11 protein-coding genes and 1 pseudogene are annotated in these 14,365 nt (G+C 71.6%); 4 read left to right on the top strand and 8 right to left on the bottom strand.

The annotated features are described in order from the left end of the window. Positions 1 to 253 precede the first annotated feature (253 nt). The 6 genes and pseudogenes from OG982_RS18670 to OG982_RS18645 all read right to left on the bottom strand — a co-directional run bounded on the left by OG982_RS18670 (position 254) and on the right by OG982_RS18645 (position 7,283). Positions 254 to 1,318, bottom strand: coding sequence for a BMP family protein (locus tag OG982_RS18670; protein ID WP_266785326.1), 1,065 nt, complete (start codon positions 1,316 to 1,318; stop codon positions 254 to 256). Between the two features lie 229 nt (positions 1,319 to 1,547). Next, on the bottom strand, positions 1,548 to 2,792 hold the full coding sequence (locus tag OG982_RS18665) for an amidohydrolase (RefSeq protein ID WP_266791875.1): 1,245 nt from the start codon (positions 2,790 to 2,792) through the stop codon (positions 1,548 to 1,550). A gap of 137 nt (positions 2,793 to 2,929) precedes the next feature. After that, positions 2,930 to 4,084 (bottom strand): hypothetical protein, encoded by a 1,155-nt coding sequence (locus OG982_RS18660; protein ID WP_266785328.1) that lies wholly within the window; start codon positions 4,082 to 4,084, stop codon positions 2,930 to 2,932. Between the two features lie 53 nt (positions 4,085 to 4,137). Continuing rightward, on the bottom strand, positions 4,138 to 5,046 hold the full coding sequence (locus tag OG982_RS18655) for an N-acetylneuraminate synthase family protein (RefSeq protein WP_266791877.1): 909 nt from the start codon (positions 5,044 to 5,046) through the stop codon (positions 4,138 to 4,140). Positions 5,047 to 5,433: 387 nt separating this feature from the next. Next, positions 5,434 to 5,871, bottom strand: a pseudogene (locus OG982_RS18650) (NTP transferase domain-containing protein); the annotation flags it as partial. Continuing rightward, complete coding sequence (locus tag OG982_RS18645) at positions 5,868 to 7,283, bottom strand: DUF6716 putative glycosyltransferase (RefSeq protein WP_266948935.1); 1,416 nt, start codon at positions 7,281 to 7,283, stop codon at positions 5,868 to 5,870. The pseudogene OG982_RS18650 and the gene OG982_RS18645, both read right to left, overlap by 4 nt. A 176-nt stretch (positions 7,284 to 7,459) precedes the next feature. Here OG982_RS18645 and OG982_RS18640 point away from each other — a divergent pair, with 176 nt between their 5' ends. The 3 genes from OG982_RS18640 to OG982_RS18630 are packed head-to-tail and all read left to right on the top strand — an operon-like array spanning position 7,460 to position 10,895. Then, the gene (locus OG982_RS18640) at positions 7,460 to 8,434 is read left to right on the top strand and encodes a glycosyltransferase family 2 protein (RefSeq protein WP_266948933.1); all 975 of its coding nucleotides are present in this window, start codon (positions 7,460 to 7,462) and stop codon (positions 8,432 to 8,434) included. A gap of 2 nt (positions 8,435 to 8,436) precedes the next feature. Further along, positions 8,437 to 9,792, top strand: a complete 1,356-nt coding sequence (locus tag OG982_RS18635; protein ID WP_266949944.1) for a polysialyltransferase family glycosyltransferase — start codon at positions 8,437 to 8,439, stop codon at positions 9,790 to 9,792. Further along, positions 9,789 to 10,895: an acyltransferase gene (locus OG982_RS18630; RefSeq protein WP_266948931.1), complete on the top strand. Its 1,107-nt coding sequence runs from the start codon at positions 9,789 to 9,791 to the stop codon at positions 10,893 to 10,895. The genes OG982_RS18635 and OG982_RS18630 overlap by 4 nt, the downstream gene beginning before the upstream one ends. A 15-nt stretch (positions 10,896 to 10,910) precedes the next feature. On the opposite strand, the gene leuE is transcribed toward OG982_RS18630, so the two are convergent. Both leuE and OG982_RS18620 read right to left on the bottom strand, forming a co-directional pair. Next, a complete protein-coding gene (gene leuE, locus OG982_RS18625; RefSeq protein WP_266785336.1) occupies positions 10,911 to 11,570 on the bottom strand; it encodes a leucine efflux protein LeuE in 660 nt (219 codons plus the stop codon). A 45-nt stretch (positions 11,571 to 11,615) separates the two neighbouring features. Then, on the bottom strand, positions 11,616 to 13,196 hold the full coding sequence (locus OG982_RS18620) for a methylmalonyl-CoA mutase (RefSeq protein WP_266948930.1): 1,581 nt from the start codon (positions 13,194 to 13,196) through the stop codon (positions 11,616 to 11,618). A 174-nt stretch (positions 13,197 to 13,370) separates the two neighbouring features. Between OG982_RS18620 and OG982_RS18615 the strand changes: the two genes are divergently transcribed. Beyond that, on the top strand, positions 13,371 to 14,267 hold the full coding sequence (locus OG982_RS18615; protein ID WP_266948928.1) for a L,D-transpeptidase family protein: 897 nt from the start codon (positions 13,371 to 13,373) through the stop codon (positions 14,265 to 14,267). The last annotated feature ends 98 nt before the right edge of the window (positions 14,268 to 14,365 follow it).

The raw sequence follows: 14,365 nt of genomic DNA, 5'->3' as shown, positions 1-14,365 counted from the left end.
ACGGCGGGGGGGCTGGACGCGTTGATGACGCACTCTCCTTGGCGCGGAAGGAGCTGGAAAGAGCCTTGTGGCAGGGGGACAGGGCGGGGAGAGAAGGTATCGCGTCCACGATGCCTCTACGCGCGTAGCACTGTCGAAAGTGAAAACTTGTGACCAGGTAGATCACAGGTTTCACGGACGCGGTTCGGGGCCCGGAAGCGGTGGAGACCGCGTTCCCGGACCCCGAGACCGTTACTTCACGTCAGGGACTGCCTTACGGGGCGATCTTGACGTTGATCTTCTTGGCGATGATGTCGGCCTTGGCCTTCTCGACCGCGGCGGTGACGTCGGTCATCTGCTTGTACGCGGGGTTGGAGTCGGCCAGGCCGACGCCGTCCTTGTCGAGGCCGTAGCGGATCTCACCGGTCTGCGGCTTGCCGTCCTCGACCGACTTGATCAGGTTGTAGACCGCGTCCTGGACGTCCTTGGTGACCGAGGTCAGGATCTTGTCCTTGTACTTGACCAGACCGGCCTGGTTGTACTGGTCGGAGTCGACACCGATCGCCCACTTGCCGGCGTTGGCGGTGGCCTCGATCGCACCGGAACCGGCGAGACCGGCGGCGGCGTAGATCACGTCGGCACCCTTGGCCAGCTGGCCCTGGGCGGTGGCCTTGCCGAGGTCGGGCTTGGCGAAACCGGAGAAGTCCGGCGGCTGCGTCAGGTAGGCCGACAGCACTTCGGCGTTCGGGTTGGTGTCCTTGACGCCCTGGGTGAAGCCCGCCTCGAACTTCTTGATCAGCGGAACCTCGACACCGCCGATGAAGCCGACCTTGCCGGACTTGGACGCCTTGGCGGCGGCGACGCCGGCCAGGTAGGAGCCCTGCTCCTCGTTGAACACCAGGTTGGCGATGTTCTTGTCCGTCACCGAGGTGTCGTCGATGAGGCCGAACGTGGTGTTCGGGAACTTCGCGGCGACCTTCTTGATGGCGGGCGCGTACGCGAAGCCAACACCGATGACCGGGTTGTTGCCCTTGCGCGCGAGCTCGGTGAGGCGCTGGACCTTGTCGGCCTCGCTCTCGCCCTCGGTGGGCTCGGCCTCGGCACCCTTGATCTTCAGGTCCTTCTCGGCCTTCTCCAGACCCGCGAACGCGGCGTCGTTGAAGGACTGGTCGCCGCGGCCGCCGATGTCATACGCGATGGCTGCGGACTTGCTGCCCGACGACGACTCCGACGAGGACGCGGAGGAGTCGGACGACTTCTTTCCGCCACAGGCGGTGGCCGAGAGGGCCAGCGCCGCGGACGCGATGCCCACGGTGGCGATCCTGGTGATCCGGCGCAAGGGGAGGCTCCTTCAAAACCTGACCGAAGCGCCACGACCGGCGCTGGTTTCGCGGCGATCGTAACGCGCGTAGATGTCAGTTAAAGGCCCGTTCATGAGTCGTTATCGGATCGTCGCGAACCGGACAGTGACCGATCGGTAACTGCGTTTGCGCCCAGCCCTTGTGTACCAAGGGCTGGACACGTCTACCGGCAGACCTGCGGATGTTGTAGGGAATCTTGCCCCGACGTCACCTGACCGGCCCGGAGCGCCGCCCGTCGAGGAGCGCGGCGGCCGTGAAGAACTCCACCCCGACGCCGATCGCGGACTCGTCCACGTCGAAGTCCCCGCGGTGCAGGTCGTGCTTGGTGCTGTCGCCGGGCTTGCGCACCCCCAGCCGGGCCATGGCTCCCGGGACATGCTCCAGGTACCAGGAGAAGTCCTCGCCGCCCAGGCTCTGCTCGGTGTCCTCGACCGACTCCGCGCCGAGCCGGGCCGCCATCGACTCCCGGAGCAGTTCGGTGATCACCGGGTCGTTGACGACGGGCGGAACCCCGCGCACGTAGGTGATCTCCGACTTGGCCCCGTGCAGGGTGGCGATCTCGTCGATGGCCGCGTGGATCTGGTCGGGGGCGTCGTGCCAGGCGTTGATGTCCAGGCAGCGCACGGTTCCGGAGAGCTCCGCGTGCATGGGGATCACGTTGCAGGCGTGCCCCGCCTCGATCCGGCCCCAGGTGATGGACATGCCCGAGCGGGCGTCCATCCGGCGGGCCAGCACGGCCGGTACGTCCAGGGCCACCCGGGCCGCCGCCGTCACCAGGTCGGTGGTCAGGTGCGGGCGGGCGGTGTGACCGCCGGGGCCGTCGAGGGTGACCTCCAGCCGGTCGCAGGCCGAGGTGATCGCCCCCGGGCGCAGTCCGATCCGGCCGGCGTCGACCCGGGGGTCGCAGTGCACGGCGATGATCTTGCCGACGCCGTCGAGCACCCCGGAGTCGATGGCCTCGCTGGCGCCGCCCGGGAGCACCTCCTCGGCGGGCTGGAACAGCAGCCGCACCGCGCGGGGCAGCAGCCCCTGCCGGTCGAGCTCGGCGAGCACCAGGCCGGCGCCGAGCACGATCGCGGTGTGCACGTCGTGGCCGCAGGCGTGGGCGCGGTCCGGGAAGGTCGAGCGGTAGGCGACGTGGGTCTTGGCGTCCGGGATGGGCAGGGCGTCGATGTCCGCGCGCATGGCCAGAATCGGCCGGACGCCGTCCCAGGTGCCGACGTCACAGACGAGGCCGGTTCCGGACTTCAGCACCCGTGGGCGCAGGCCGGCTTTCTCAAGCCGTGCCTTGATCGCCGCCGTGGTGCGGAACTCCTGGTGTCCTAGCTCGGGGTGCATGTGCAAGTCCCGGCGGAAGGCGATCAGTTCGGCACGCAGGTGGTCCGGAAGCTTGCCGGGCAGCTCGGGCCGGTCGGGCTTGCCGGGCAGGGCGGTCTGGGACTCGCGGGACATCAACTGGTTCACCCGTTGAAGGGTAGGCGCACCTACCCGCCAACTGGCTGGAGATCACGAAAAGTTCATGCCGTTAGGGGAAAGAAACCCGGCCTCTGGACGCATGACCGGATGCACCCGGGGGTAAACTCGCGCGCTCATCCGGCCGCCGGAGCCGCCTGGGCGGGGAGTCTGCGCACATCACGGGCGGTGTCGGTGACTCCGGCCAGGAAGCTGCGGGCGCGCGGCGAAGCCGTCCCCGTGAGCCAGCCGGGGTCGATGTCGCATACGGCGACGGTCACCCCGGTGCCGGTCAGCGCGTACGGCAGCGTGTGTACGACCGTAGACGGAAAGCTGACGATCGTACGACCGACCGGGCCGCGCCGGGCGATCAGTTCCAGCGGCAGATCCGGGCGGACGATCTCCAGCCCCGTCGCCTCGCTCAGCGCCCGGAGCTTCTCGGCGGACTCCCGGCGGTGCGCGAAGTAGCGGGTGGCGCCGTGGGTCCGGGTCAGGGTGCGGACCGCTTCGAGGTAGCGGGCCGGCTCCACGACGCCGGTCTCCACGAGGGAGGTGCCGACCAGGTCGGTGCCCTTGGTCAGGCGGGGCGGGCCGAACCGGGCGCGGGTCCAGGAGAAGTCGTTGACCCGCAGGGTCATGCCGCCGTGGACGGTGACCGGCATCGAGCTGAACACCTCGACGTGCCGGCCGTGGCCGATCGCCGGGGTGAAGCGGCGCCGCGCGGTCGCCGAGACCGGGGCGTAGGCGAGTTCGCGCACCCGGCCGGGCAGGCCGCCGCCGCCCACCCGGTGCCAGCGCACGAGGCGCTCGCCGCGGGCGGTCTGGGCGACGAACTCCATGGTGGCGGTGCCGTCGTCGACCACGACGAGTTCCTCGGCGCGCACCAGGGTGAGCAGCAGCTGCACGTAGCGGGAGAAGGGGTCGCCGACGACGACCCGCCGCGCCCGCCGTACGTCGCGGGAGAGCGCGGCGAGCGCCTTGAACGGGGCGAGCCTGCCGCCGCGGGCCTCCTGCCAGTGCACCTCGTGGCCCTCGTCCCGGGCCAGCCCCGCCATGCGGCGCAGCTGGCCCCGGGACATCGGGTCCACGGGCGGCAGTACGACGATCCGCACCCCGGTCGCGGCCTCGGCGGCCGGACGGGCCGGGGCCCGCCGGACCGGCTGGCTCGGGACGCCGCTGAGCAGCGACTCCTCGCCTTCCGCCGCAGCGGCCTGGGCGTGCGCCCATTCCAGCACGTTGAGCAGCTGGACCGGGCTCTCGACGAAAGCCAGGGTGGAGTCTGAACGGGTCACCACGTACTCCTCGTCAGGGGCGGGGCGGAGCGTCGTACGGCGGGCGGTCGGGATCAGACGCCGGCGAGGTCGCCCTGGACGCGGCGGAGCTTCTTCATCGGGCCGAGCTCGGACTCGTAGACCTTCTTGACGCCGTCGCCGAGGGCGGTCTCGATGGTGCGGATGTCGCGGACCAGGCGGGTCAGGCCGCCCGGCTCGACGGAGGCGGCCTGGTCGGAGCCCCACATCGCGCGGTCGAGGGTGATGTGGCGCTCGACGAAGGTGGCGCCGAGGGCGACGGCGGCCAGGGTGGTCTGCAGGCCCGTCTCGTGGCCGGAGTAGCCGATCGGGACGTTGGGGTACTCGTCGCGCAGGGTGTTGATGACCCGCAGGTTGAGCTCCTCGGCCTTGGCCGGGTAGGTCGAAGTGGCGTGGCACAGCAGGATGTTGTCGCTGCCGAGCACCTCCACCGCGTGGCGGATCTGCTTCGGGGTGGACATGCCGGTGGAGAGGATGACGGTGCGGCCGGTGGCGCGCAGGGCGCGCAGCAGCTCGTCGTCGGTGAGGGAGGCGGAGGCCACCTTGTGGGCGGGGACGTCGAACTTCTCCAGGAAGGCGACGGCCTCGGTGTCCCACGGGGAGGCGAACCAGTCGATGCCGCGCTGGGCGCAGTGCTCGTCGATGGCGCGGTACTCGTCCTCGCCGAACTCCACGCGGTGGCGGTAGTCGATGTAGGTCATGCGGCCCCAGGGGGTGTCGCGCTCGATGTCCCACTGGTCGCGCGGGGTGCAGATCTCCGGGGTGCGCTTCTGGAACTTCACGGCGTCGCAGCCGGCCTCGGCGGCGGCGTCGATGAGGGCGATGGCGTTGTCGAGCTCGCCGTTGTGGTTGATGCCGATCTCGCCGACGACGTAGACGGGCTGGCCGGGGCCGGCGGTACGACGGCCGAACGTGCGCAGACGGGAGTTGGCGTTGGCGGTCATGGCAGGTGACGTCCTTCGGTGCGAGGGTGCTGGGGTGTGCTCAAGGGGTGTGAGCGTCGGGTCGGTTGAGTGGTCCGTGTCCGGCTGTACGTCGAACAGGGGGGCGAGCAGTCGGGCGCGGGCGAGATCGTGTGGATCGTCGATCTCCAGCACCCGTGCCGGGTCGGTCGCGACGGGCAGGGTGCGCCCGAAGAACCGGTGCCGGGCGGTGCGGAATCCGGCGGCGTCCATCGCGTAGGCGGCGCCGGTCTCCAGCAGGTCTTGGGGGCGGTCCTGGCGGCGCGGGCGGACGGCCTTGTCGTGGTTGACGCCGTGGCCCGCGCCGTGCTGGGCGCGCCAGAGGAAGCCGTGGAAGGGGGCGACGGTCAGCGCCGAGTCGGCGTCGCCGGCCGCGACGGCGCCGGCCACCGCTTCCACGTCGGAGGAGGTGAGGAAGGGGCTCGTGCACTGGACGAGGAGGACCACGTCGACGGTGGCCGAGTGCAGTTCCTCGAAGGCGTCGAGCGCGTGCAGGACGGCTGCCTCGCTGCTCGCGGTGTCCCCGGAGATCGCGCCGGGGCGGCTGATGACCCCGGCGCCGGCGGCGGTGGCCGCCGCGGCGATCGTTTCGGCGTCGGTGGAGACCACGACGTCGGTGACGGTCGGCGCGCCCAGGCAGGCCTGGACGGCGCGGGCGACGAGCGGGACCCCGGCGACCTCGGCCAGGTTCTTGCCCGGCACGCCCTTGGACCCTCCCCGGGCGGGGATGACGGCCAGGACGCGGACGGCCTGGCCGGCCCCCGCGGTGCGGGCTTCTCGGGCGGACCCGTCGGGACTGCGGTTCACAGCTCCCCCATTCGGCGGATGAGCGGGGCCACGCGCTGGACCCCGTGTCGGTACAGCCCGCGGGCGGCGTCGCGCAGGTGCGAGCGGAGCCGGCGGTGCAGCCGCGACCGGCCCGCGCCGTCCCGGGCGGTGCCGGGCAGCGGGGTGCCGTCGGGGGCGAGGTGGTGGCGGGCGAGGATCCCCGGCAGGTACCGGGGGGCGGTGGTCAGCGTGTAGTACGGCTCCACGGGCGGGAGTTGGGGCAGCTCCAGCAGCCCCGTGAGCCGGTCCCGCGCGGCGGCGAACACGTCGGCGCCCGCATCGGCGGCGCCCGGACCGGCAGCGCCCGGACCGGCAGCGCCCGGACCGGCAGCGCCCGGACCGGCAGCGCCGAGGGGGGCCACCCCCTGTGCCGCCAGCCACTGCGGGTCGCCCTGCGGCAGCAGCCCCGCGTCCAGCTGGTCCCAGGAGGCCAGGCAGCCGGAGCCGAGGAAGTGGTGGTTGCCCAGCGCCTCGCGGATGCCGAGGTCGGTCAGGACGGCCGTCGGGATGCCCCGGTGCAGGGACTCCAGCGCGGCCGTCGACGACACCGTGACCAGCAGGTCGGTGCCGTCCAGGACCTCGCCCATGTTCCCGTACGCCAGGCGGCAGTTGGCGGGGAGCCCGCCGGGGAGCTTCTCCGCGAGGCGCTGGTACGGCTGCTCCTCCAGGTGCGTGGTGTGCTCCCCCGGCCGGCTGCGCAGCTTGACCAGCACCTCCCGGTCCGGGTGCAGCCGGGCGTGCCCGGCGGCCCGCTCCAGCAGGTACGCGCGGTCGGCGCGACTCTCGGGCACGGAGGGCTGCACGGCGAAGACCACCGTCTTGGCCCGGCTCCCGGCGCCGTCGTACGCCGCGCCGTCGAGGAAGGGCAGCACGGTCTCGGTGACGGAGCCCGCGTCCGCGCCCACTCCCTCGTACACGCCGCGGAAGCGCTCCACGTCGTGGCGCGAGTTGGCGAGGACGAGGTCGGCGCCGTGGCGCAGCAGCAGCCCGTCGGCGAGCTTCTCGTAGACGACGCCCACGTACCCGGTGACGAACACCGGGCGCTCGGCCGGTTCGGGCCACAGGGCGCGGACGCCGTGCAGAACGGCCTGGACGGCCCCGCCGACGAGGGCGAGGACGACCACGTCGTACGGCTCGCGCTTGATGTCCGCGAGGAACTCCGCGCAGGTCACCTCGGTCAGCCGGTCGGCCTGGACCCCCACCTCGCCGAGCTGGCGCGCGGTGGGGGTGGCCCGGCCGCGCAGCAGGTATCCGGTGAGCCGGTTGTCGGGCGCGAGGCGACGGGCGGTGAGTGCGCCCCATTTCCACCGCGTATCCGAATCCGCGAGTACGGCGACCCGGAGCGGAGCGCGGGGAGTGGAGCGTTGCGCTGATCGATTGCTGACTGACACGCGGCAGAAGCTATTCCGCAATTTCGGTGATCGGCCCAACGACTGCACAACAGCGGGTTAACAACCCGTCTACGTCATGCGAATCCGCACTGGTTTACTCGCCCGCCCCGCGTCGTTCACATGGAATATGTATTGGGGTCATGGTGAATGCCGGACAACGGCCTAACGTCTCGCAGGTGTTCAAGCTCTCTGTTGTCGTGCCGTTCTACAACGTGCAGACATATGCACCGGATGCCCTGAAAAGTCTCGAGCTCAACGCCCGGGACGACTTCGAGTTCCTGCTCGTCGACGACTGCTCGACGGACGGCACTCCCGATCTTCTGGAACGGGCGGCGCGGGAGCTGCCCGGCGCGGTGCACCTGCGCCACGAGCGCAACGGCGGTCTGGCGACCGCGCGGAACACCGGCCTGGACTCGGCCCGCGGCGAGTACGTCACCTTCATGGACGGCGACGACTGGCTGGCCCCGGGCCACCTGTCCCGCATGGTGGCGGCCATCGAGGCCCTGGACTGCGATTTCATCCGAAACGACCATGTGAAGGTCACCGGCAAGGCCCGTTCCGTGCAGCGCGTGCCCTTCGGCGCGCACGGGGTCGTCGCCGATCCGCGCTCCGGAATCCTGCCCGCGGACCGCGCCACCTCGGTGGATTACCCGTACGCCTGGGCCGGGATGTACCACCGGCGGCTGCTGGACCGGGGCCTGCTGCACTTCACCGACGGGCTGCGCACGGCCGAGGACCGGCCCTGGATCTGGCGGCTGCACCGCGAGGCGGAATCCTTCGCCGCGGTCGGATTGCCCGGTATCTTCTACCGTCGCGGGGTTTCCACCTCATTGACGCAGATCGGCGACGAGCGTCAGCTCGATTTCATGCGCGCATTTGATCAGGTGATTTCGGAAACCGCGGCCGACCGGGAATCCGATCTTCTGCTCCCGAAAGCCGTCCGAACATATTGTGCGATCATCGCGCATCACAACGGGTCCCTTGAAAGGTTCGAACCGGCCGTGGCCAAGAAACTCCGTTCGATGAGCGCGGCCGCGCTCGGGCGCATGCCCCAGGACGTCCTGGACCAGGCCCTGGCCTCGATGGACGCCGATCGCTCGGCCCTGCTGCGCAGGCTCCGCCGCCGCACCCCGGCGGGAGCGGCCGCGTGAGCCTGACCCAGATCTTCATCGGCTCCACCCTCTACGGGACGGCCACCCTGGCCGCGGCCCTGGACGCCGGCAGCTTCCCGGCGGCCGACCGCCGGATCCTGCTGACCAGCAACCACGCGCTCGCCGCCGAGGTCAGCCCGCGCCTCGCCGACATGCCCGGCTTCGCCACGCTGAGCACCCGCTTCGACGAGGTGCTCGACTGGAACGCCGTCATCGAGCCGCAGCACCCGAGCTCCTGGTCGCCGCGCGCGGACGACGTCCCGATCTGGGAGCGGTACCTGCGGACCCTGTGGGGTCTGGGCGACGACCGGGTGGAACTGATCGTCGAGTCCCTCCAGGTGCCGCCCGCGCAGAGCCTGTGCCAGCTCTTCCCCGGCGCCGCCGTCGACGTCTACGCCGACGGTCTGATGAGCTACGGGCCCACGCGCGTGCGGCTCGACCCGCAGATCGGGATGCGGGTGCGGCGGGTGCTGCACCTGGACCTCGTACCGGGCCTGGAGCCGCTGCTGCTCACCGAGTTCGGCGTACCGGCGGAGCTGGTGCCGACCGACGAGTTCCTGAAGGTCCTGGCCGAGCTGGCCGCCGCCTCGGGCGGTGCGGCGCCCGCCTCCGCTTCCGACGAGGCACCCGCGCTGCTGCTGGGCCAGTACCTCTCCGCGCTCGACCTGATCAGCCCCGTCCAGGAGGAGGAGCTGCACGCCGAGATGGTGCGCGGCGCCTTCGCCCTCGGCCACCGGGAGCTGGTCTTCAAGCCGCACCCCAGCGCCCCGGCCCTGTACGCCCGCCGGGCCGAGGCCGAGGCCGAGCGGCTCGGCGCCCGCCTGACGGTGCTGGACACCCCGGTGCTCGCCGAGGTGCTCTACCAGCAGGTCCGCCCGGCGCTGGTGGTCGGCTGCTTCTCCACCGGGCTGCTGACGGCGGCCACGCTGTTCGGGCTGCCCGTCGCCCGCGCCGGGACGAAGACGGTGCTGGCCCGCCTCTCCCCGTACCAGAACAGCAACCGGGTCCCGCTGACCGTGGTGGACGCGCTGCTCCCCGATCTCGCGGACACCGCGGCCGTGCGCGGCTGGAGCGCCCCCGGCCCCGAGGAGGTGCGCTCCCGGCTGGGCGGCCTGCTGACCGCGGTCGGCTTCGCGATGCAGCCGCGGGTCCTCGCGGAGCGGCGGGCGGCGGCCGAGGCGTACCTGGCCGGCCACCTCGACGAGCACACCTGGCGCTACTTCAACCGCCGCCGGCTCGCGAGCCAGGGGCTGCCGGGCGGCATCCCCGCGCAGCTGACCTTCCTCACCCGCAGCCCGGCCGTGCGCCGCGCCGTCCGTCAGGTCCGCCGGGTCCGGCGGCTGCGGGGCAGGCGATGACCGCCCCGGCGATACCGGCCGCGCGCACCGGCGCCGCTGCCGACGCGCCCGAGGCCGCGCCGAAGCCGGCGGGCGACCGGCTCCGCGCCCTGGACGGGCTGCGGCTGCTCGCCGCGCTGATGGTCGCCGTGTACCACTACGGCGGGCGCGGCGGGGAGGTGGCCAAGGCCTGGGGGGCGTCCCCGAACAAGCTGTTCCCGGAGGCCTCGACCTGGTTCGCGTACGGCCCGCTCGGCGTCCAGATCTTCTTCGTGATCAGCGGCTTCGTGATCTGCATGAGCGCCCAGGGCCGTACGGTCCGGGCCTTCGCCGCGTCGCGCGCGGCCCGGCTCTACCCGGCGTACTGGGTGGCGCTGATCGTGGTCACGGTGGCGGTCGAGGCGGTCTCGCCCTCCGACTTCCTGCTCAACCTGACCATGCTCCAGCAGCCGCTGGGCGCCGACCGGGTGCTCGGGGTGTGCTGGACGCTCTGGGTCGAGCTGCGCTTCTACGTCCTGTTCGCGCTCTGCGTGATGCTGCCGGGCGGCGGCCGCCGCCGGACCCTGCTGTTCTGCGGGATCTGGACGATCGCCGCCGTCCTGGTCGACGCCGGGGACCCCTCGGGCAAGGCGTTCCTCAGCCAGGTCCTGATGCCGCAGTACGCGCCGTTCTTCATCGGCGGCGTCGGCCTTCACCTGGTGCACCGCAACCACCGCGACCGCCTCGCCTGGGCCGTGGCCCTGACCGGCTGGCTGATCGGGCAGCACTACGCGGTGGCGGGGCTGTGGCACGCGCCGAACCCGAAGTTCTTCTCGTACCGCAGCTCGCTGGTGATCATCGCGATCGTCACGGCCGGCTTCGCGGCGGTGGCCCTGGTCGCCCTCGGCAAGCTGGCCTGGGCGCGCTGGAAGTGGCTGACGGTGGCGGGGGCGCTGACGTACCCGTTCTACCTGGTCCACGAGCACCTGGGCTGGGTGGTGATCAAGACCCTGCACCACAGGGCGGGCATCCCGGCGCCGGCGACCTTCGTGCTGACGCTGGTGTTCATGCTGGCCCTGGCCTGGGGGATCCACCGGCTGGTGGAGCGCCCGCTGGGCCCGAAGCTGCGGAAACTGCTGAGCTAGCCGGCCGTCACGGCACTAGCTGACGGCGAGCTTGGCGGCGAAGCCGAGGAAGAGGACGCTCGCCGCCGAGGTCGCTCCGACGGAGAGCCGCTTGCGGCGGCGGAACGCCGCCGACAGCCGGGTCCCGCCGAAGATCAGCAGGGTGAGGTAGAGGAAGCTGCCGATCTGGAGCAGCGTGCCCAGCACCAGGAACGACAGCGCCGGGTAGGCGTAGCCGGGGTCCACGAACTGCACGAAGAAGGAGACCAGGAACAGGATCGCCTTCGGGTTGAACAGGCTGATCAGCAGCGCGCGCCGGTACGGCCGCTCGGCGTCGGCCTCCGGGTCGGCGGCGTCGGCGGCGTCGGCGGCGACCGGGCCCTCATCGGTGCGGGAGCGCCACAGCGCCCAGGCGCCGCGCATCATGCCGACGGCGAGCCAGGTGAGGTAGCCCGCGCCGAGCAGCTTGACGACGCCGAAGGCCATCGGGCTGGCCTGGAGCAGCGAGGCGGCTCCGGCGGCCGCGAGCACCATCAGTACGGCGTCGCCGGTGAACACGCCGGCGGCGGCCTTGTACCCGGTGCGGACCCCGCGCCGCGCGGCGACGGAGAGCACGTAGAGCGAGTTCGGCCCCGGCAGGAGAATGATCAGGACGAGGCCGGCGAGATAGGTCGGCAGATCGGTGACACCCAGCATGTGCAGGAGTGTCGCACGGGTACGCGCCTGTCGCGCCACCGCATTTCACCATGTGGAACCGCTGGGCTCGTACGTCCCCCAGACCTCGCGCAGGGCTCCGCAGACCTCGCCCACGGTGGCCCGGGCCCGCAGCGCCTCCTTCATCGGGTAGAGCACGTTCGCCGTCCCGGCCGCCGCCTCCCGCAGCGCGTCCAGCGCGGCCGCCACCGCCGCGCCGTCCCGCTCGGCCCTCAGCCGCGCGAGCGCCGCGCACTGGCGGGCCTCGATCGCCGGGTCCACGCGCAGCGGCTCGTACGGCTCCTCCCGCGCGAGGGCGAACCGGTTGACGCCGACCACCACCCGCTCGCCGCTCTCCTGCTCCCGCGCGATCCGGTACGCGTTCCGCTCGATCTCCGCCTTCTGGAACCCGGCCTCGATCGCGGCGACCGCCCCGCCCAGTTCCTCGACCCGCCCCATCAGCGCGAGCGCCGCCGCCTCCAGCTCGTCCGTCATGCGCTCCACCACGTACGACCCTGCGAAGGGGTCGACGGTGTGCGGCACGTCCGTCTCGTACGCGAGCACCTGCTGCGTGCGCAGGGCGAGCCGGGCCGCCTTCTCCGTCGGCAGCGCGATGGCCTCGTCGAAGGAGTTGGTGTGCAGCGACTGCGTCCCGCCCAGCACGGCGGCCAGCCCCTGCACGGCCACCCGTACGAGGTTCAGCTCGGGCTGCTGCGCCGTCAGCTGGACCCCGGCCGTCTGGGTGTGGAAGCGCAGCATCTGCGACTTCGGGTCCCGGGCGCCGAATTCGTCCCGCATGACGCGGGCCCAGATCCGCCGCGCCGCCCGGAACTTCGCCACTTCCTCCAGCAGCGTGGTGCGGGACACGAAGAAGAACGAGAGCCGGGGCGCGAACTCGTCGACGGCCATGCCCGCGCCGATGGCGGTACGGACGTACGCGATCGCGTCGGCGAGGGTGAAGGCCACCTCTTGCGCGGGCGAGGCCCCGGCCTCGGCCATGTGGTAGCCGGAGATGGAGATGGTGTTCCACTTGGGGATCTCGGCCCGGCAGTAGCGGAAGGTGTCGGCGGTCAGCCGCAGCGAGGGCCCGGGCGGGAAGATGTACGTGCCGCGCGCGATGTACTCCTTCAGAACATCGTTTTGCACCGTGCCCGTCAGCCGCCCTCCCGGGATGCCCTGTTCCTCCGCGACCAGCTGGTAGAGCAGCAGGAGCAGGGCGGCCGGCGCGTTGATGGTCATCGAGGTGGAGACCCGGTCGAGCGGGATCCCGTCGAACAGCAGCCGCATGTCCTCGACCGAGTCGACCGCGACGCCGACCTTGCCGACCTCGCCGTGCGCGAGCGGGGCGTCGGAGTCGTGCCCCATCTGCGTCGGCAGGTCGAAGGCGACGGAGAGGCCGGTGCCGCCGCCCGCGATGAGCTGCCGGTAGCGGGCGTTGGACTCGGCGGCCGTGCCGAAGCCGGCGTACTGCCGCATGGTCCAGGGGCGGCCCGTGTACATCGTGGGATAGACCCCGCGAGTGAAGGGATATGACCCGGGTTCACCCAGTTTGGCCGCCGGGTCCCAGTCCGTCAGGGCCTCTGGCCCGTAGACGGGTTCGATCGGAATTCCGCTCTCGGTGTTCGCCATCTGCCCGTGGCCCTCCGTGCTGGGGGGGTACCTCCGCCGCGACGGCCCGGGTCCGGGCCCTGGTCACAATGGCGCAACATCGGACGGCCGGGTGCAACTGTCCACGCCCGGCAGGCATCACCTAGATAAACGACTCAGGAAAATCGGGGGACTGCTATGCACCGTCAGAGAGTAATGGTCCGCACACTCGGGCTGGCCACCGCCGTCGCGCTCGCCGCGACCGCCTGTGGGCCGCAGAAGGCGGAAAGCTCCGGCTCCGCCTCCTCGTCCCCCTCCGCGTCCGCGGCGGTTTCCTCCCCCGAGACCTCACCGTCCTCCGACAACAAGCCGGCCGGCGAGACCTCCGCGTCGCCGTCCGCCTCGCCGTCGTCGGCCTCCCCGTCCGCCTCCGCCTCCGCCTCCGTCTCCGCGCCCCCGTCCCCGTCGGCCCCGCCCGCGGTCAAGGCGATCATGGCGAACGGCGACGAGAGCGAGCAGGTGCGCGAGCTCCAGGCCCGCCTGCGCCAGCTCAAGCTGATGAGCGTCGCGCCCACCGGTTTCTACGGGTCGAAGACGACGGCCGCGGTCAAGTCCTTCCAGTCGAAGCACGGGCTCACCGCCACCGGCTCGGTGGACGCGGCGACCTGGAAGAAGATCCAGGACCTGACCAAGAAGCCCACCGCGGCCGAGCTGCGCCCGCCGACCGTCAACGAGGTCGCCGCGCCGGACCCGCGCTGCATGACGGGCCGGGTCATGTGCATCAGCAAGGAGAGCCGCACCCTCGCCTGGATGATCGACGGCAAGGTCGTCTCCACCATGGACGTCCGCTTCGGCTCCGAGAACACCCCGACCCGCGAGGGCGTGTTCAACGTGGGCTGGAAGGCCAAGGAGTGGACGTCGACGATCTACCACACGCCCATGCCGTACGCGATGTTCTTCAGCGGCGGCCAGGCGGTGCACTACTCGGCGGACTTCGCGGCCCGCGGCTACAACGGCGCCTCGCACGGCTGCGTGAACGTCCGGGACAAGGCCAAGCTGTCGAAGCTCTTCAACGACGTGAAGGTGGGCGACAAGGTCGTCGTCTACTGGTGATCCGGTAATCCGGTGATCCGGTCTTAATGGGCGCGGGCGGGACCGGGGGAACGTGTCCCGCCCGCGCCGTGTGCGCAGAGCCCAGGGGTACGGGGGGA

Source organism: Streptomyces sp. NBC_01551, assembly GCF_026339935.1.
Lineage (GTDB): Bacteria > Actinomycetota > Actinomycetes > Streptomycetales > Streptomycetaceae > Streptomyces.
The sequence above is the reverse complement of the archived record's forward strand: the minus strand, read 5'-3'. Positions and strand labels throughout refer to the sequence as shown.